The organism is Nonomuraea sp. NPDC050478, assembly GCF_044458265.1.
Taxonomy (GTDB): Bacteria; Actinomycetota; Actinomycetes; order Streptosporangiales; family Streptosporangiaceae; genus Nonomuraea; species Nonomuraea ferruginea.
The window spans coordinates 707,155-724,563 of record NZ_JBITHT010000001.1 but is presented as its reverse complement, the minus strand read 5'-3'; the positions used below and the strand labels follow the sequence as shown (position 1 = coordinate 724,563).

The window sequence follows — 17,409 nt, the reverse complement described above, 5'->3', positions numbered from 1 at the left end:
ACCGGAGTGCTGGGCGGCGGGGAAGACGACACCGGGCCGCCCGCACGGAGGCATGGCAGGCGGCGCTCGGGGGCGGGCGCCGCTCAGTGACTGGTCACTGCCATGCCTTGCTCATTGGTCACGAGGCCGCTCGGCAATGCGGCTGGTGTCGAAGTGGGGCGGGGTCACCAGGCGACTGCCTTTGGTGGTCGATCGTCGGATACGGCGAAGAACTCCCGGAGCCGGTTTCTAACCGTGACCGCGACCTGGTGGGCGTTGTTCGTGCTGATGTCGATGCGTAGAACGTCGTATCCGGCTTGGATGAGCCGGTCACATGCCTGTCGGTAGAAGTGGGCTTCGGCGTGGCTGGACCTGGGGGTGAGCTGAAATCGGTTGTGTGCTCCTCGCTCCGCCAGCCGCGCCGCGACTAGCTCGGGCGCGCCTTCGAGGACCACTGCCAGGTCCGGCCGGTCGGCGAGGGAGTTCAACCCCCACAGGAACACCGGGTCCACTCCGTCGAAACGCTGCATGACCAGGGCGGACGGCACGTATCTGTCGCAGAGGACGACTTCCCCGGCGTCAAGGTGAGGCTGGATCTCGGTCTCAAGATGGTGGTAGCGGTCGGCGGCGTAGAGGCAGGCCAACGCGGGGCCGGTGATGGTCTCGGTCATCTCGCGGGCGATCTTTCCGAGTAGTCCGTTGGAGGGCTCGGCGGTGGTGTGAACGTGCTCGCCATCGGCCACCAGAAGCTGAGCGAGGTGGGCGACGATGGTCGACTTCCCGGCACCGGAGGGGCCATCGATGCTGACGAAGAGACCACGTCGATGGTCAGAAAAGGGTCTGAGCTGTGTCATCGGTCGTTCCTTCGCAAGAGGTCGACTTCGCGTCGGGCAGGAGAATGGCGAGCGGCGGGGGCTGAGAACCGGGCGTCGCAGCGAGATGCGCCAGGAGGCGGGCGCAGACGAGAGCGTCGTACGCCGTCCGATGAGGTCTCAGGCCGGCGGGCATGTCAGCGGCCAGCCTGAACTCCTCCGCGAGCGCACCCAGCTTGTACGAGGGGCGACCGGGCAGAAGCCGCCGGGCCAGCGTCAAGGTGTCGATGACGCGGACGGGCCGGAACCCCGGCAGCTCTCGGCCCAGCACGTTGAGGTCCACGTGAGCGTTGTGCGCCACGAAGACGGTGTCGTCGAAGACCGTCCTGATCTCCCCGGCCTGATCGGCGGCCGTAGGAGCGGACGCCACCTGTTCGTTGGAGATGCCGTGGATACGCCGGGCCAGCGAAGTGATCGGCCTCGCTGGCTTCACCAGCCACGTCAGCGGATCCTTGATGACACCGTCGTCGATCAGGACGATAGCCAGTTCGACCAAGTCGGGAGGGCGCTGGCCGTTGCCTTCGACGTCCGCGACCGCGTAGCGAAACTGCGTCCACGGGGTCTGGAGATCCAGGTCAGTCATTCGGGTTCTCCCATCCGATCTCGGCCCGTCCATGCCGTCGCCGACGATGAGGATGCGCAGCGTCGTGGATCTGGAAGGCGAGCCGGTGCTGGAGGTAGTAACGCGGCTGCTCGGACGGCAACCCCTCAACCTGTGCCGCTCTTGCCGTGATCTCGGTAACGCGCATGTCGGCCGCTTCGGGTATGGCGGCGGCGGCCTCTTGGAGCTGGAGAGCAGACGGGACGCGGTGTGCTCCGGCGCACCTGTCGAGCTGGGCGCCGGGGCAGATGTCGCAGAGTTCGTTGATGCCGTAGTGGCCGTTGTAGTCGGCGACGCCGTGGACGTACGAGACAGCGCACGAGGTCTTCCGAAACAGCGGCGGCGCGTCGGACGGTCGGCGCGCGAACCGCGCGAGGATGCGCCCTTCCAGCGTCTCAGGAACGATCTTGCGGCGAGCCGTCTCCGCATAGGGCTCCGGCAGGCCGTTGGTGCGGTAGTAGTCCGCGATCTCGTTCCGGTAGAACAGGCCGGTGAACACTGTGGCGTCGGCCCATCTCGACAGCACCGCGGCCCGTGCCAGGTGGGCGGTGGTGTCGTTCAGTCCGGGCACCAGGGGCCGCCAGTAGAAGATCGTCCGATAGCGGCGCGAGGCGTGAGCCGTGGCGAGCCGCATGGACCGCACGGCGGTATGCGACGGGTGGGGTTCGATCCGTCTGTCGTCGATCCCCGAGTACGTGAAGAGCAGCGTCACCTTCAGGTGCCGCAGGGCGTTCAGCCGCTCGCAATCGCCGGCGTCCACTTGGGCACGGGTGATCACGAGGACGTGATTGGTGAGTTCGCGCCCGTCGAGATCGTTCAACACCGCGAACAGGTGCTCGCGGACGCCCGGCAGGAACGGGTCGGTGGCCCGGTTGAAGATCTGCAGCGGAGTGTCGTGGGGCTGGAAGTACCGGTGACCGACGAGCTGCTCGACGGCGTCGGCATCGGGCATCAAGGCGCGTGGCCGACGTGCGTCCCAGAGCCCGTAGGTGTGCCGGATGCAGTAGGCGCAGCCGAGAGGGCAGCCCTGCACGTGGTTGAGCGACAGCCCCGACTTGCGGTACTCGACGACGTCACGGGCGCGCTCTGGCAATGCCGCCACGGCCTCGGCCGAAAGCAGAGTAACGTAGCGTGCGCTCACGAGCTGCCTCCCACGGATCCGGCCTTGAGGTGTCGCCGTGAGCGTGGCATGGGCCAGCGGGAGGGCCAAGCAAGTTTCTCAGGGTTTCAGCAACTCGCTTCGAATCAATGAGCCGCAGAAACTTCTGGCTACTCCTCCGCGCTGGTTTCGCCGACGGGCAACGACCGGGACAGGTCTTCCATCACTTTCATGAGCAGGGCTCGTGCAGCTTGTCCGTAGGACGCAATCCCGGCCAGCGAACGGAACACCTGCGCGTACCGTTCGATCTCCGGCGGCTGAGCGAGATGGAGTTCGGCCGTGAACGTCTCGACCATGACCAGGTTGTTGTCGAAGATCCAGAACCCATGCTTGGGGGCGGTGACCAAGGTGGTCTCGAACCCGATGACGCCAAGCCGGACATTGGGCAACGTCGAAGCGGCGACCAGCCGGTCAAGCTGCGGAACCATCACTTCTGGAGGGCACAGGCGGTACCTCAGCGCTGCTTCAGTAATCACGAACTGGAAGCGTTTGCCCGGATCGTACAGAACCTGCTGACGCGCCATGCGTGCCTGGACGGCTTCCCCGATGTCGTTCGGGAGGTTGTGCATGGCGATCCCTTCCGCCATGCGGCCACGCGCGTACTCCGCGGTCTGCAGGAGTCCCGGGATATACACCGGCTCGAACACCCGGAGCAGGCCAGCGCGACGTTCGGCATCGCCCCACTCGCTTTGATGGTGGCTCATGCCACCCCGAAGGACGCGCTCCCACTCGGCGTGACGCGATTCGAGAGTATGCAGCGAAGCGAGCAGAGCAAGCCGCTTTTCGGCGCTGGCCCCTGTCGCCTCCGTCCACGAGGTGATGTCGGCGTCGCTGGGCGTCTGCTTGCCGGTCTCGAGTTTGGACACCTTCGAGTGCGGCCATGCCAGTAGCTCCGCGAGCTGACGGCCGGTTAAGTCGGCCGCTCGTCGCAACTCGCGGAGTCTGGCCCCGAGTGCTTGCCGGGCCTGGTGGACGCTTGTCACGCCCCGATTTCTACCTGAAGGTGTGGTCATGCCGGCAGTCGCGCCAAGAACTCTTCTCGTGAGAGGGAACGGTGCACCGCGTCGTCCAGCGCGGCGGCGCACTCCACGACCACGGCCGGATCTGTGATGATCTCCGCGCCGAGGAGTCGATCGTCGTCTGTGAAGTGCAGCAGCGCGACCCGCGACGAGTCGAACACCCAGAAGTCCCGCTCGGGGAGACCGGCGGCTTGGCGACGGTCGAGGTATCGGATGTCCTCACCGGCCTCGACGAGGTGGCGAGACAGATCCAGTCCGAACCTGCTGTAGTCGCTGAGCGGGACCGAGACCACCCTGACCCGCTGGAAGATCTTGCCTTCCCCGGTTGCCTTGCGGATGATGCCCAGCCAGTTCTGGTACCAGGCGAGGTCTTCCGGCTCGCCCTCCACGAAGCGACGGAACGGCTCGTGTTCGCTGGGTGAGTCGTACCGCTCACGGGTCTCCAGCCTTCGGGCGGTATGGGCGAACGTGCGAAAGAGGTCCACGAACGCTGGCCCGCTGATCAGGGTCAAAGCGCCTCCTGGCCTTCCGTGGACGTAGCGCGCTGACGGTTGTTGCGAGGGTCGGTCGTCAACGGCTCGTCCGCGTACCGGAGGATGTCGCGCGTGATCTCGACCACCGTCTCGCCATCGGGGATCTCGCCGATGTCAGAGAGCGCCTGGGCGTCGGTGACGACGTACCCCTGGACGAGGATGGTGCCGCGATCGGTGGCGAAGAGCGTCGGAGAGCCACCCTCCCCGGACCCTGAACCCAGATACTTGACCCTCATCGTGCCACTCCTTCGAGAAGCTTCCGGAAAGTTTCTTCATGAGAAGACACTGATTCGCTGCGCGGGTCAACCCTCCACACCAGTTCGATCTAGCTGGCGATTCTCCGGGACGCAGGGGACGTACGCTCGGCATCATGGCCCGCCATGTCGAGGTCCACGTGACCGCCGGAACCCGCGAAGAGGCCGAGCGCATCGTCAACGCGGCCGTCGCAAGCCGGACAGCGGCCGGCGCTCAAATCAGCGGCCCGATCGCGTCCACGTACTGGTGGAAGGGCGAGATCCAGCGGAGTGAGGAGTTCTTGGTCCTCATGAAAACCGCTGGGGATCGGCTTGACGACCTGATCATGGTCGTCAGGGAAGCCCATTCCTATGAGACGCCGGAGATCGTGGCTGTCCCCATCGAGGGCGGTCTCGCCGACTACCTGAACTGGATCACAGAGGAGACGGCTGTTTCCGCGAAGGACGAGTAGCGACGTACTCGCTGTGGAACTCCCTGGCGGCTTGGGTTCGTGATGGCTTGAGTTCCGCGGCGACGTTGTCCAGACGCTCCCAGCCGAGGGGGAAGTTCATCGCGGTTGTGGCGTCGAGTGCGGATCGGGCGGAATCGACGGCCTCGGTCACGTCTCCGAGCCGGTATTGCGCGAGCGCCATCTCGGCTGCGACGACGCACAGCTTCTTGACTTCGGTCGTCGGCCCGAGGTGCAGAGCGATTTCACCCATGGCGGTGGCGGAATCGTCGTGGCGCCGGAGTCGCGAATAGACGGTCAAGCTCATGGACGCGAAGCGCCCCGGGTCGAGGAAACACGTCCATGGACGGGCGTTGATGTCCGCGCCCGCATAGACGTCTGCCGCTTGGCGAATCGAGTTCAACGCGCCGCGGTGGTCGCCGAGGAGCGCCGTCTCCTCGGCGTGGCGGGCCAGCAACCAGGCCCGCGTCGCGGGATCACCCTCGCCGATCCTGCCGAGCCCGCGCTGAATGAACTGGGTGCGCTGAATGCTGTTCTCGCCGGCCATGTACGAGCGGTATCCGGCCATGCAGGCGGCGATGGAGTCGTCGTTCGCATGCTTGGCGGCAGCGTCTGCCAAGCGGATGTGGGAAGCGGTCATGTGCTCGTCCCCCTGTTCCCAGGCGAACCATGCGGCCAGGATGGCGCTCTCTCCGGCCACCACCGCCAGCCGACGCCGATGGAGGTCGGGAAGGCCGCTCTCCAGCAGGGCGCTCACCTCGTTCAGGTGGCGGATCAGCGCCGGGTACAGGTCCTTGGCAGGGATGTGTTCTTCAAGGCGGTGAAAGCCCCGGGTCCGATCTTCGAGGTGGGCGATCGTGGTGGCGTCGGGCCGGTGATCTCCAGCCAGGGCGCGCAGCAGGCGTTGAGCAGGGTCAAGTGCCGCGCTCGCCACGGCGGTCGCGGCCAGTTGGAGGACGGTTCGGCGGTCCACGCGCAGGTTGAGCCTTCCTATGGTCCAGGCCAAGGCGATGTGGTCTGTGGGCAGCTCGGTGGGTGATCCTTCTGCCGGTTCCGGATTCCGGGCCCATACGCGTCGATAGAGCTCCGAGTACACCGGGCCTGGCTGGTGGGTGCCGGCCTCGTGGAAGCGGATTTCCCGGATGATCGAGCTTCGGCTCGGCAAGCTCGCCCGTGTTCGGGGGTCGGCGGCGAGTTCGAGTTGTCGTGCCAGTTCGTTCTGGGTCCAGCACCGGTGGATTCGCTTCGCGCGGATGCCTTCCGCCGAGTCTGGCCTGACGCCATGTTCGCTCATTTCGGATCACCTGTGTCGCCGATAGCCAGGGGTCCTCCTGCAACCTCCTCCAGTCTCTTCCTGACGGCGCCCATTTCGCAGGTGTTCGCTTTCAGTAACCCAGACAGCACGCAGAGAAGGCGACCTGTTTCGAAGGGCAGGTCCCGCAGGTCCTGGACGCCTTGACCCTTGACGCGAAGTCGATCCCTCATAGGGGTCCGTCGCGTCCGCCCGGGTGCGACGCCGACAACCACAGGAGGAACACCGCGAATGATCGCAGCGATGAAACCGCAGGACCGACAGGAACGGACGCGCGTACCCGAGCGGATGATGTGGCGGTGCGTCTTCCCTGGAGAAACCGGCCAGGTCAGGCAGGCCCGGCGGATGGTAGAGGCGCTGTTCGCCGGAACGGGGCGCGAGAACGACGCCGGGCTCATCGTGTCCGAGCTGGCGACCAACACCTTGCTACACACCCGCTCAGGTCACGCCGGAGGCTGGTTCGGAGTCGAGATCCGCCTACTGGACGACGGCCCCGCCTACCTCGGGGTCTATGACCTCGGCGGGGCCGGGATCCCCCAGTTCAGGCGTCACCCGGCCGGGCCAGAGCAGAGGGTGGGCGGACTCGGCCTCGGGATCGTCCGCGAGCTCGCCATGCAGCTCTCGCTGATCGGTAGCCCCCAGACCGGGCACACGGTGTGGGTCTATCTCGAACCCAAGATCAGCCCCTCCAACGTACGGGCGCCGCAGCGAGATGAAGAGGGTCGGCCTGCTGCTATCAGGCCGACCCTCGGCGTACGGCCAAGGATGTCTCCCGAGGAGGAAGCCGGATATGAGCGCGGTTAACTTCGAGGCCGTCCTCGATGAGCTGTATCCGGGGCGCGGCAATGACGTGCGGGCGAAGCTGTTCGCCCTGATGTGCGACGTCACCTTCGTCTACGTCAGCAGTGACGAGGTCGGCAACTTCAACGTCAGCCTCGACTGCACCCTCGACGCTGTCGAGGAAAACGTCCGAGAGATGTGGAACCGCCGCCACAACCTGCTTTCCCTCCTGTCCGCCGTCGGTGACGGGGCGCGGAGCGACGGTCACGAGGCGGGCGCTTACATCTGACGCGACGGTGCCCACCCCCGCCACGGGTGGGCACCGTTGTGTCTGGGCCGTCAGCCCACCTGGAGCGCTGCGGCACGGTCGGCAGTGACGGCGACCAAGTGGGTGTAGAGGAAGGAGCTGATGGCCTCGTACGCGGTCAGCTCGTTGGCGCGGTTGGTGAAGCCGTGTCCCTCGTCGGGGTAGATGTCGTAGCGGACCTCGACGCCACGTTCGCGCAGGCGAGCGACGATCTGATCGGATTCGGCCTGAGGAACACGCGGATCATGAGCTCCCTGGAGGACGAACAGGGGAGCGTTGATGCCATCGGCATGGGTGACGGGGCTGCGCGCCAGGAGTTGCTCGGCGCGAGTGTCCGGGTCGCCGAGGACGGTGGCGACGAAGGTCTTCCACGTGGGGGGTGACGCCTTCGCCAAGGTGAGCAGGTTGCTCGGACCGCACATGGAGACACCCGCGGCCCATGGATAGGGAAGGCGGGCCAGGCAGGACAGGGCGGCGAAGCCGCCGTAGGAGGCGCCCATGACGGCGAGGCGGTTCGGGTCGGTCCAGTCGAGGGTGTGGAGGTACTGGACGCCGTGGTCCAGGTCGTCGAGGTCGATGCCGCCCCAGTCGCAGTAGATGAGCTTCTGGTGCGCGGTGCCGTAGCCGGTGGACCCGGCGAAGTTGGGGGCCAGGATGGCTATCCCCTGGTGGAGCAGGTGCTGGTAGAGGCCGGAGCGAGCGTAGATAGGGCGTTCCTGGGACTCCGGGCCGCCGTGGATGGATAGCAGGACCGGGTGGGGGCCGGGGCCGTCCGGGCGGTAGAGCAGGGCGTGGACGTCGCGTCCGTCACGAGCCGGATAGGTGATCAGCTCAGGGGCGATGGGGTCGATGACGTGCAGGGCCGGAGGGCGGGTGTCCGTGAGGTAGCGGAACTCGTGGCGGGCCAAGTCCAGGACCGCCAGTTCTGCCGGCCTCGCCGCGGAGTTGATTAGGACTACCGCGAAGGAGGCGTCAGGCGCCAGGGAGAGGGCGGAGATGACGCCGGGCGGGATGTCGGGTAGCGCGATGGGGGAGTCGTCGCGGTCGGCGTGCAGGCGGGAGCTTCCGCCTTCGTTGACTGACCAGATGCGGACTCCTGCCGCCGCGTTGAGGACCTCGACGTCCCAATTCGGCCGCGCGATCGGGCGCATGGTTTCGGTGGCGAGGTCGTAGAAGGCGGCGGCGGTGAACTCGCTCCAATGGTCGGTGAGCAGGTGGAAGCCGCTGGAATCTGCCGCCCATACTCCGGGATCGAAGACGCCTTCGCCGATGGCGGAGGTCACACAGACTGGCTCGGCGTCCGGGTCGCTCAGGTCGGTGAGGTAGACGGCCAGGTCGGTGTTGGAACGGAAGCCGGTCGACAGCAGCCAGCGGCCGTCGGGGGAGAGGCCGACCGCCTCGAACACGACTCCCTCGGGGGGTGTGAAACGGCGGAGGTCGCCGGTCTCCAGATCGTGGACGATGAGGTCCTGGGCGCCGGGGTCGCGGTCGTTGGCGGTGTAGGCCAGGAACCGGCCGGTCGGGTCGAACGGCGACCCGGCCAGGAACCGCTGGCAGTCCGGCCCGGAGCTGATCTCGCTCAGGTCGCTGCCGTCCTGAGCGACGAGGTAGAGGCGGAACTGCTCGTCCCCGTTCTCGTCGGCGGTGAAGACCAGCTGATCGCCTGAAGGCGTCCAGGCGATCTGGCGGACTGTCCGGTCGTCGAAGCCCGCCACGCGGCGCGGCTCGCCACCGGCCACGGGAACGACCCACAGGTCGTAGTGTCCGGAGACGTGGCTGGAGTAGGCGACCAGCCTGCCGTCCGGAGACAAGGCGAGGGTGGGCTGGAAACGCTGCTCGGGGACGAAGTCCAGGAAACCGGGCATGTGACAGGGCCTCTCGGGTTCAGTTGATCCAGCCGCGGCGCGCTGCTGCGGCTCCGGCGGCGAAGCGGGTCTCCACGTCCAGCGCATCGCGAATGGCAGTCCAGTGCCTGCGCATCGTGTTGACGCTGATGTCCATCCGCCGGGCGATCGCCTCGTCGGACAGGCCTTGAGTAAGCAGTTGCAGCACCTGCGACTGCGCGGGGGTGAGCGGGCCGACGGCTTCCGTGCTCCCGAACGGGATCGCCTTCTCCCAAAGCAGCTCGAAGTATTCTCGGAGCGCGCCGACGACGACCGGCGAGCGGACAAGCAGCGCCCCGCCCATCCCGGTGGGCGTCAGTGGGAGGAGCGCGACCGCCTCATCCGCGAGCTTCATCTTCATCCCGATACGAGGGAGCAGACGCGCCTGCTCTCCGGCGGCCACTGCAGCCTCGATCGTTTTCGCGCCGATCGGATGCTCCGCGCAACGGGTCTCGTAGATCGCGCGGCATTGGACCTGGCCCTCGAACACCGGTAGCGGCGCGTACCCGGTGGAGTCCTCGACGGGCGCCTCCAGGACGTAGTTGTCCAGCGTGAGCCAGTCGTGTCGTGCGGCGTTGATGAGCGCGTAGGACAGGGAACTGATCTCGTCCCGGTCAGTGACGATCTGCACCAGCCGGTCCATGGCGGAGTTCGAGGAGGCGGCGGCCGGTGTCTGGTGGAACTCGCTCAGCCGCTTGTGTCCGGACAGCAGCCGCTCCTGGTCGCTGACGAGTCGGCGCGAGAGGTCCGTCAGGACACCCTGCAGCGCGAGCTCCGGGGGAGCGGGCACGAGACGCGGTGGCATCAGCGGACCGTCCGGCCGGAGGTGCGCCATCCCGCGGGCGGTCAGTTCCGTTACTTGCTCGCATCCTCCGAGCAGGGACGCGGCGCCGTCCTCGGAGCAGCCGTCCTCCGCGAGCAACTTGGAGTACGACGCGAAGATCTCGTCCGGGACGACGCCCTGCAGCAGGCGCTGCGCGTTGATCTGACTCTGGCCGTCCATCACCACCCCCAGTCAGAGAGTAGTGGTGCGACTGCAGAAGGTGATGCTCATCTTTCGGTCGTGTCGGCGGTGAGTGGTTCCGCGCGATGGTGAGTTTTCACCATCCGGCACCGTGGCGCAGAGTCTCGGCGCTGTAGGCGTTCTCGCGGTCCTGGATGTCGCGCCCTCGGTAAGTAGCCGCCGTGAAGGGTTTCACGTGTCTTAGTAGGACGCCGCGCACGGTCTGATCAGGGTGAACGCTCAGGAGAGGCAAGGGAGGCAGCATGCGGCGCCATCTAGTCGGAAGGGCAATGAGGAAGCTGACCGGACCGTCGTTGGTGGCACCTGGTCTGATCGGGCTCGCGGTGACGTTCGGCTTGCTGAATTGGCGCAGTCGTTCGCTCGTCCCACTCGCAGAATCCCACCAGCCGAGGGCCCTGGCGGCAGACGCTGGGCGGGATGCGGCGGTCCCCGTGGCGCCCGCCGTGCCCACAGCCGTTCTCGACGTCGCGTCAGCTACTCGCCCCGGCATGATCCGCCTGATCGGCCAGCGCGCCATCGAGGGCCCCAACCGCACGACAGGTGGGTGGGGAACCGATACATGGGCGCTCCTCGGCCTGCTCGCCGAGCACCGCTCTTCTCTGCTGACCAAGACAATCGCGTGCGACAAACTGTGGCCCGAAGCCGAAGCTCAGCACGATCGGTTCGCTGGCCTCCTCAAGGCGACCCGCGCCAAGATGTGCGATGCCCTGGGGATGCCCGGCACCTACGGACGGGTCGTCATCCAGTTCAAGGGCGGCACCGGATACCGGATCAATCCCGATCTATACGTCTGCGACGTCTGGCAGCTTCGCGACCTCCTCGCCGCGGCGGCTGTTGCCACAGGCCCGGAGAAGATCGCCGCGCTGACCGCTGCCGTCGACCTCTATACCGGCTTGTACCTGCCCGATGTTCCGCATGCCTGGGCGCGGCAGACGGCTGATGCCCTGAATCGCGGCATCGTCCAAGCCCTCGCCGAGCTCGCTCGTCTGGAGGAGCAGCCCGAACGTGAGGTCGGCTACCTCGAACGCGCCACAGAGCTCGATGGCGCTGCCGAGCACCTTTATCAGCGACGGATGGAGGTCTACGCCCGTCTCGGCAGACCCCAAGCTGTCCATTATTGCTACGACGAACTACGTGAACACCTGCGCGCCCGAGGCAGAAAACCCTCCTCCAAAACTGAGCAGCTTTACCGCGGAATCGTCGACTCCGCATGAGGGAGCGAATCGTCTGAATTTCCGCCCCTTGCGACTTGACCCGAGACGATGAGGTGATCCTCTATATGCCGCGTGCGCGCGAGCGCACGATGGAATCCCGCATAATGTGAAGGAGGGTGCATGGCCGCTAGACACTTATTAAGAAATGCGGCTCCATGATGCGATGGGACGTCTCGCCGCACAATCGGCGAAGATCGTTCCACCATCGAGCCGACGAGAGCGTTGAGGCGCGCAACCTCGTCGGTTTCGGTGTCTCGCACGGCGAGGATGTGTAGCCGAAGCCACGGAGGCGTCGCGCCCACGGGGGGCCGCGGCTGTGGGTGCCGCCTTCAGGTCGGCTATGTCGTCCGTGCCAAGCCCCGCCTGCTCCGAGCCGCGTAGGCGCAGAAAGGGGTGGGACCAGCCGGCTGCTATCCGGTTGGTCCCACCCACAGGGTAGGGCGAGGTTCGGTGCGAGATGGCGCCCTTCCCCGGCCGCGAGTCCTTCGTTGCGGGAACTTTGCGCGCCTACGATCGTCCCGCCGGTCGATGCGCCGATCGCCCTACCGTTCGGCCTGCCGTCTTGACCTGCACCCCCGTGCCGGGGAGCCCCCGCAGGCGTAGGAGGGCAGTTGGCCTACCGATGGCCCGCCCGACTCGCCTTGACAGACGAGAACCTGGCAAGAAGCGACACCGTCGCAGAGTCAGACTTCATGCTCTACTGCTTGTCCCCTCCAGCCATTCTTTCACTCTGCTCGAATTTGTTTATGACGTGATGCGAGTGCCGACTGGTTGTTAAGAGCCGAGCCGCGTATTGGAGAAACGGTAGGGCGGCTCCGGCAGGGTGTTCGCGCGGGTTGGGCCCGTAGAAATCGTCAAGTAATCGTTACCCGGCTTGGCGATCAGAGATCCATCGGTTATAGCCCGCTTCACCGAACCGGCTTGCTTTGCATGCGGAATCGAGAAATGGTCGTCGTGTACGAAGGAATTGGCCCAATGAAAATGCGGGCCGCGACCAAAATGAAGGAGAACGAAAATGGCGACGAACACGATTACCGAAAGCGCCACCACTCCGGCCGAGTTCCGCCCGGAAGGCGCGGCAGGCAAGGTGTGGGAGGCGCTGACCGCGAACCCGGCCACGTCCCTCACGACGATCGCCGAGGCGGCGGGCGTCTCCCGCCCGACCGCCACCAAGGCCCTCACCGGGTTCGCCGAGTCAGGCCACGCCATCCGTACCCCTGGGGGCCGCACGGACAAGGGCCGCCCCCTCCCTGACACCTGGTCCCCGGCCACCCAGACCGACGCCCTCGTGTCATCTGACACCGAGGTTTCCATCGAGCCCGAGGTCCCGGCGACCCCGGAGGCCACTGAAACACCCGACCAGGACGCCTCAGCCCTTCTGGACGACGGACTCACCGCGACGCCCACCATGTCCGTTCAGGACGCGATGCGCATCCTGGAGCAAGAGGCCGACCGCCGGGCGGTCGCCGAGGCCGAGCTGGCCCGTGCCCAGGCCGAGGAGGAGGCCCGCCGTCAGCAGGCGGCACAGGCCCTGGCGAAGGCTCGCATGATCGAGGACAGCCGCCGCGCCCTGACGGACCTCCTCCAGGCTGTCACCACCACGTACGCGGCCCTGTTGGCTGACGACGAAACGGCATTCGCCACCGGCCTGGAGACCATCTACACGGGCACCGCAGACGTCCGGAAGGCCGCCCGCGTCACACAGCCCAAGGCCACCGGCACCACCACTGCCTGGGGCTCCTCGCGGGGCGACCGCAACGCCCCTCGTCCCCTGCGCCCGGACGTCCTGACGCACCTGATCAAGCACCCCGACCTCGCCTTCACCGCCAACGAGATCGCCAAGGTCCTCGGCCGTTCCTCCGGCGCGGTCGCCAACGCCCTGGACACCCTCGTGAACAACGGCGAGGCCGAACTCGTCAGCGAGCGTCCCAACCGCTTCCGCATGGCGCAGCCCCAGGACGCCTGACCGCACTACCCGACGGGCCCGGTCACCTGGCCGGGCCCCCGTCATGCAGAGGAGCTGCAATGCCCGATGAGATGTTCACCCTGCTGGGGTGGGCATGGGATGTAGATCTAGCCACCCGCCTGGCCCGACGCCACCCAGTACGCCCGGCTGCTATCCGGACGTTGACCGGCGTCATGGACCTGATCCGCATCGACCCCGACCACGCCGCAACCGTTGACCTGACCAAACCCCTCCTGGTCGTGCCCCTCCCGTGCGCACCGCCTCCCGGCAACCGCCTCGTGATCGACGGGTGGCACCGGATACACCGCGCGCTGGATCTCGGCATGGAGGAACTGCCCACGGTCCTCCTTGATCCGGCCGACGAGCGAACATGCCGCCTACGCGGCGGCGACATCTGACACAGGGAACACGAAGCGGTGGTGGCCATGGCCACCACCGCCTCACCGGTCTACAGGGCTGTACGGGTGATCTAGCGGCGTGGACGGCCGTAGCCCACGATGTCCCCACGCTCGGTGTACCGGCTCACCCGGACACGCAGCCCGGTGCGGGGGGCCTCGATCATGCGCTCGGCGTCGAGGACCAGACCGACGTGACCGGGGTGGTTGGGCCCGCCGCCGGACCCCTGGAAGAACACGAGGTCTCCCGGGGCCCGTTGACCGGGCGGAACGCGGGCGAGGGCGTGCCACTGTTCGGCAGCGGTACGCGGAAGGGTGACTCCGGCCTGATGCCAGGCGTAACGGGTGAGGCCCGAGCAGTCGAAGCCGATCGTGTTCGTGCCTTGGCCGATTCCTCGGGTGGGACCGTCGAAGTTACCTCCTCCGTAGGAGTAGGGGGTGTTGAGCCAGCGGGATGCCGCTGCTATCGCGACCGAGCCGTGTCCTGTCCCCCTGATCGTCAGCGGTTCGCAGGTGGCGGTGTAGGACTCCGCGAGGCGAAGAACCTTGGTGACGTAGGAAGGATCACCGTTGTAGTGGAGGAGGGCCTGGTTGAGGCGGTCCGGGGCTCCGCTGTGACGGAGGTAGTTGGCGGCGGCGGGTATGGCGTCGGCCGGGTCGTAGACGTTCCTGGTGCCGTCGCCGTTTCCGTCTACGCCGAAGGCACGCCAGGTGTCTGGCATGAACTGCATGGGTCCCGCCGCTCTGGCGTGGTTGCTGCCCGTGGTGATGCCGGTCCTGGTACCTCGACCGTGGTCGGATTCGGTCTTGCCGACCGCCGCCAGCACGGCCCAGGGGATGCCGTACCGGGCGGCGGCGTGGCGATAGAGATCGAGGTATCGGGACGGGATGTCAGCGGGCGCGTTGCCGCAGGTCATGCCTGGGGCAGGGCCGCCGTGGCCGGGTAGCACGGTCGCGGTGACGCCGATGATGACGGCGACCAGGACGAGCGCCCCGATCGCCGTCGCGGCGACGACAGGCATCATGCGGGGCCAGCGGACATGATCGGGCCCCCTGCGTCCCGTAGGGCGCTCAGACGGCGGCGGGGGCCCGTTGATCCGGCCGGTAGCCACACCGGCCCGGCGGGGCCGTCAGCGGCCGTTGCGGGGGTGTGAACGGCGGTGGCGACAGGGACGTCAGGGGCGGTCAGGAGCTTGCGGAGGTTGGCTTCGCGGGTCGAGTTCGGGAGCCAGAAGAGAACTGGCGTCGTGATGCCCGTGGCTTCAGCGAGCGCGGCGTAGCCGTCCAGCTTGGCCAGGACACGGGATAGAGGTTCGGTCCCGGTGTCGTGCTCCAGGAAGAAGTCGATCGTGTCCGCGTGGCCGTTCGAGGAGGGCTCGGTCCAGCGGCCGAAAGCGTCGGGCCGCGCGAGGTCACCCCAGAGAGCGGCGCAGCGACGTTCGGGCCACCACTCGGCGACTGCCGAGCCGTCATCACGGCTACGGGCCGTGGCGTGGAGCTGGGCGAAGAACTCGTTGACGCCGATCTGATGAGTCAGCCGGGACGAGAAGGCGATCGCGCCGGCGGAATCGGGGCGGTAACGGAGCTCGGCCGGGGCGATACCCCGCTGGGCCGCGAGGTGATGGGCCCCGGTGGTGCCGAGGATCCAGTGCCAAGGGCGGCTTCCGGTGGGCGCCCAGGGCCGGAACCGGTCAAGGGCGCGCAGCTCGTGGAGGGCAAGGAGTCGATGGCGGGCGCGGTGGATGCTGGGGAAGAAGATCGCGGCGAGTTGGTCGGTGGTGAGGACGCGGTGTTCCCACACGGCGTCGAGGATTTCGGCATCTCGTGGCGTCAGGCGTTCGGCGAGGTCGGCGACGAGCGTCTGCGAGACGCGCGGGCGCTGGTGCCGGGAAGGAAGCAGACGGCGAGGCGCGTTCGGTCGGGTCATCGTGTGCTCTCCCTGTGGGCTCGGCGAGGATCGGACGGGATGCGGACCTTGGACTTGCTCACGGCGGGGGTCTTGGGACGCGCGTAGGCAGCGCGCGAAGCCGCTCGGACGGCCTCTTGACGGCCGGGAACGGGATCAGGAAGAGGGCGGGTGCGGAAGGTGAACGCCTGTGACGGGCCGCCCTTGCCGGTGATGACCCTTCCGGCGGCTTGGTAGGCGCCCAGGTGGGAGAGGTCATGTGCGGTGAGCACGGGGCCGACATGGCGGGCGAGGTCGTGAGCGTCCTCGGGGGAGGCGGTGAAGTAGACCTTGTTGCGGGCGTCGGCGGAGACGGCCTCACGGAGATCTTTGGGGAGCTGTGACAGGTGCTGGTGAGCGAGGGTCAGTGAGAAGCGGTACGCGCGAGCCTCAGCCAGAAGGTCACTGACTGAGATGGGCATGTTGAGAAAGTTCTGCGCCTCGTCGATGTAGGCGGCGGCGTCTCGCCGTTCGCTCTCCGGCAGGCGAACCCGCGGGGTGATGGCCTGCCAGGTGTGGGCGAGAAGGAGCGAGCCGAACAGGCGGGCGGCGTCCTCGCCGAGCACACCCTTGGGAAGGCGGGCGAGGACCAGGCCTCCGGTGTCCAAGGTCCGGGCCAGGTCGAAGGTGGAGGTTCCGCCGGATAGAGCGTCGCGGACGAACGGGCGCAGGAGAACGGCGCGGAGCTTGTTCATGACCGGACTGATCACAGAGGCACGGGCGGCGGGAGACAGCTCGTCGTACGCCGACCAGAAGCCGCGCAGCAACTCGTCGTTGAGCTGGCCGACGATCCGGGCGCGGAAAGGCGTGTCCGTGAGGAGCTTCGGGACGTCGGCAAGGGTCGCGCGATGGCGCTGGGTGTGAACGAGGGTGAGACAGGCCGAACGCATGAGGTCGTCGAGGCGAGGCCCCCAGGACGAGGCGAAACAGCGGTGGAAGATCGTGACGATCGAGTCGACGGCGAACGCCGGGTCTGGTCCGGCGAGGACGTTGAAGCAGGGCGGATTACCAGGCTCGGCCGGGTCGAACAGGACCGTGCGCTTGATGGCGCGTTCCGGGAGGCGGTCGAGGACATCGTCGATGAGGTCGCCCTTGGGGTCGATGACGAGAGCGCCCCGGCCGGCATAGGCGTCGGAGAGGATGAGGTTGGCCAGGAAGGTGGACTTGCCGACACCCGTCTGGCCAAGGATGTGCAGGTGCTGGCGCGCGGCGGCCACGGTGACGCCCACGGGCCGGGGATGGCCGGTCTCGGCGTCACCCAGAATCCTGACGCCCTGCCCAGACGCCGGAACGTCGGGAGAGGGCGGAACGGGCCGGGCACCGGCGCGGGCGATGCCGGGGGCCGCTTGGTCGTAGGGCAGGTGGGCGATCGCGGCGAGCTCGTTCACGGCCAGGAGGTAGCCGGTGTTCATGCGACGGTTGGACATGCGGCTGGGAAGGTCGAGGCCACGCAGCCGACGTAGGTACTGGTGGCCGGAGGCGTAGAGGGCGAACGTGGCGGCGATCTCGTGAGCGCGTCCGCGCAGGCGGCCTCGCGCGTCGGCGCGGTCGCTGGTGATGCGGTAGGAGATTTGGACGGCGAAGCGCGACTGGCCCGCCTTCGCGAGGATGGCGCGGATCTCCTCGGCACGTTCAGGAAACATCCGGGCCAGCTCGCCCGGCCGGGTGCGGCCCAGAGCGCCGGGCGTGATCAGGTCGAACACGACGGATCGGAGGC

The 17,409-nt window shown here is 67.3% G+C and carries 18 protein-coding genes; 6 read left to right on the top strand and 12 right to left on the bottom strand.

All coding sequences use genetic code 11. From position 1 onward, the window contains the following. Nucleotides 1-164 precede the first annotated feature (164 nt). The 6 genes from tmk to ACIBF7_RS03405 all read right to left on the bottom strand — a co-directional run bounded on the left by tmk (nucleotide 165) and on the right by ACIBF7_RS03405 (nucleotide 4,399). Nucleotides 165-833, bottom strand: coding sequence for a dTMP kinase (tmk, locus tag ACIBF7_RS03430; protein WP_397196301.1), 669 nt, complete (start codon nucleotides 831-833; stop codon nucleotides 165-167). Beyond that, the gene (locus ACIBF7_RS03425; protein WP_397196300.1) at nucleotides 808-1,434 is read right to left on the bottom strand and encodes an exonuclease domain-containing protein; all 627 of its coding nucleotides are present in this window, start codon (nucleotides 1,432-1,434) and stop codon (nucleotides 808-810) included. Before ACIBF7_RS03425 ends, tmk begins: the two co-directional genes overlap by 26 nt. Continuing rightward, complete coding sequence (locus ACIBF7_RS03420) at nucleotides 1,427-2,593, bottom strand: hypothetical protein (RefSeq protein ID WP_397196299.1); 1,167 nt, start codon at nucleotides 2,591-2,593, stop codon at nucleotides 1,427-1,429. Before ACIBF7_RS03420 ends, ACIBF7_RS03425 begins: the two co-directional genes overlap by 8 nt. 128 nt (nucleotides 2,594-2,721) lie before the next feature. Further along, a complete protein-coding gene (locus tag ACIBF7_RS03415) occupies nucleotides 2,722-3,594 on the bottom strand; it encodes a helix-turn-helix domain-containing protein (protein ID WP_397196298.1) in 873 nt (290 codons plus the stop codon). Between the two features lie 26 nt (nucleotides 3,595-3,620). After that, complete coding sequence (locus tag ACIBF7_RS03410; protein WP_397196297.1) at nucleotides 3,621-4,142, bottom strand: DUF6879 family protein; 522 nt, start codon at nucleotides 4,140-4,142, stop codon at nucleotides 3,621-3,623. Further along, nucleotides 4,139-4,399: a hypothetical protein gene (locus tag ACIBF7_RS03405; RefSeq protein WP_397196296.1), complete on the bottom strand. Its 261-nt coding sequence runs from the start codon at nucleotides 4,397-4,399 to the stop codon at nucleotides 4,139-4,141. The genes ACIBF7_RS03410 and ACIBF7_RS03405 overlap by 4 nt, the downstream gene beginning before the upstream one ends. 134 nt (nucleotides 4,400-4,533) lie before the next feature. Here ACIBF7_RS03405 and cutA point away from each other — a divergent pair, with 134 nt between their 5' ends. Next, entirely contained in the window at nucleotides 4,534-4,869 is a 336-nt protein-coding gene (gene cutA / locus ACIBF7_RS03400; RefSeq protein WP_397196295.1) for a divalent-cation tolerance protein CutA, read from the top strand. Here the strand turns inward: cutA and ACIBF7_RS03395 are convergent. Further along, entirely contained in the window at nucleotides 4,832-6,160 is a 1,329-nt protein-coding gene (locus ACIBF7_RS03395) for an XRE family transcriptional regulator (RefSeq protein WP_397196294.1), read from the bottom strand. The two genes, cutA and ACIBF7_RS03395, sit on opposite strands and share 38 nt — an antisense overlap. Before the next feature lie 261 nt (nucleotides 6,161-6,421). Between ACIBF7_RS03395 and ACIBF7_RS03390 the strand changes: the two genes are divergently transcribed. Beyond that, entirely contained in the window at nucleotides 6,422-6,982 is a 561-nt protein-coding gene (locus ACIBF7_RS03390) for an ATP-binding protein (RefSeq protein ID WP_397196293.1), read from the top strand. Continuing rightward, nucleotides 6,969-7,247 carry a hypothetical protein gene (locus tag ACIBF7_RS03385; RefSeq protein WP_397196292.1) on the top strand — a complete coding sequence of 93 codons (279 nt, stop codon included), beginning with the start codon at nucleotides 6,969-6,971 and terminating at the stop codon, nucleotides 7,245-7,247. The genes ACIBF7_RS03390 and ACIBF7_RS03385 overlap by 14 nt, the downstream gene beginning before the upstream one ends. Before the next feature lie 50 nt (nucleotides 7,248-7,297). Here the strand turns inward: ACIBF7_RS03385 and ACIBF7_RS03380 are convergent, their stop codons facing one another. Together ACIBF7_RS03380 and ACIBF7_RS03375 are read right to left on the bottom strand one after the other, a co-directional pair. After that, complete coding sequence (locus ACIBF7_RS03380; protein ID WP_397196291.1) at nucleotides 7,298-9,130, bottom strand: S9 family peptidase; 1,833 nt, start codon at nucleotides 9,128-9,130, stop codon at nucleotides 7,298-7,300. Between the two features lie 19 nt (nucleotides 9,131-9,149). Further along, nucleotides 9,150-10,151 (bottom strand): LuxR C-terminal-related transcriptional regulator, encoded by a 1,002-nt coding sequence (locus ACIBF7_RS03375; RefSeq protein WP_397196706.1) that lies wholly within the window; start codon nucleotides 10,149-10,151, stop codon nucleotides 9,150-9,152. A 509-nt stretch (nucleotides 10,152-10,660) separates the two neighbouring features. On the opposite strand from ACIBF7_RS03375, the gene ACIBF7_RS03370 reads away from it, so the two are divergent. The 3 genes from ACIBF7_RS03370 to ACIBF7_RS03360 all read left to right on the top strand — a co-directional run bounded on the left by ACIBF7_RS03370 (nucleotide 10,661) and on the right by ACIBF7_RS03360 (nucleotide 13,750). After that, nucleotides 10,661-11,386: a BTAD domain-containing putative transcriptional regulator gene (locus ACIBF7_RS03370; RefSeq protein ID WP_397196290.1), complete on the top strand. Its 726-nt coding sequence runs from the start codon at nucleotides 10,661-10,663 to the stop codon at nucleotides 11,384-11,386. A gap of 1,015 nt (nucleotides 11,387-12,401) precedes the next feature. Beyond that, complete coding sequence (locus tag ACIBF7_RS03365) at nucleotides 12,402-13,352, top strand: hypothetical protein (RefSeq protein ID WP_397196289.1); 951 nt, start codon at nucleotides 12,402-12,404, stop codon at nucleotides 13,350-13,352. Between the two features lie 59 nt (nucleotides 13,353-13,411). Beyond that, nucleotides 13,412-13,750, top strand: a complete 339-nt coding sequence (locus ACIBF7_RS03360; RefSeq protein ID WP_219544981.1) for a hypothetical protein — start codon at nucleotides 13,412-13,414, stop codon at nucleotides 13,748-13,750. Between the two features lie 71 nt (nucleotides 13,751-13,821). Here ACIBF7_RS03360 and ACIBF7_RS03355 read toward each other — a convergent pair whose 3' ends face one another. Genes ACIBF7_RS03355 through ACIBF7_RS03345 form a run of 3 tightly spaced genes read right to left on the bottom strand, consistent with a single transcriptional unit; the run spans nucleotide 13,822 to nucleotide 17,395 of the window. Then, the gene (locus tag ACIBF7_RS03355; RefSeq protein ID WP_397196288.1) at nucleotides 13,822-14,772 is read right to left on the bottom strand and encodes an NlpC/P60 family protein; all 951 of its coding nucleotides are present in this window, start codon (nucleotides 14,770-14,772) and stop codon (nucleotides 13,822-13,824) included. Continuing rightward, a complete protein-coding gene (locus ACIBF7_RS03350) occupies nucleotides 14,769-15,674 on the bottom strand; it encodes a replication-relaxation family protein (protein ID WP_397196287.1) in 906 nt (301 codons plus the stop codon). Before ACIBF7_RS03350 ends, ACIBF7_RS03355 begins: the two co-directional genes overlap by 4 nt. Then, nucleotides 15,671-17,395, bottom strand: a complete 1,725-nt coding sequence (locus tag ACIBF7_RS03345) for a type IV secretory system conjugative DNA transfer family protein (RefSeq protein ID WP_397196286.1) — start codon at nucleotides 17,393-17,395, stop codon at nucleotides 15,671-15,673. The genes ACIBF7_RS03350 and ACIBF7_RS03345 overlap by 4 nt, the downstream gene beginning before the upstream one ends. Nucleotides 17,396-17,409: the final 14 nt, after the last annotated feature.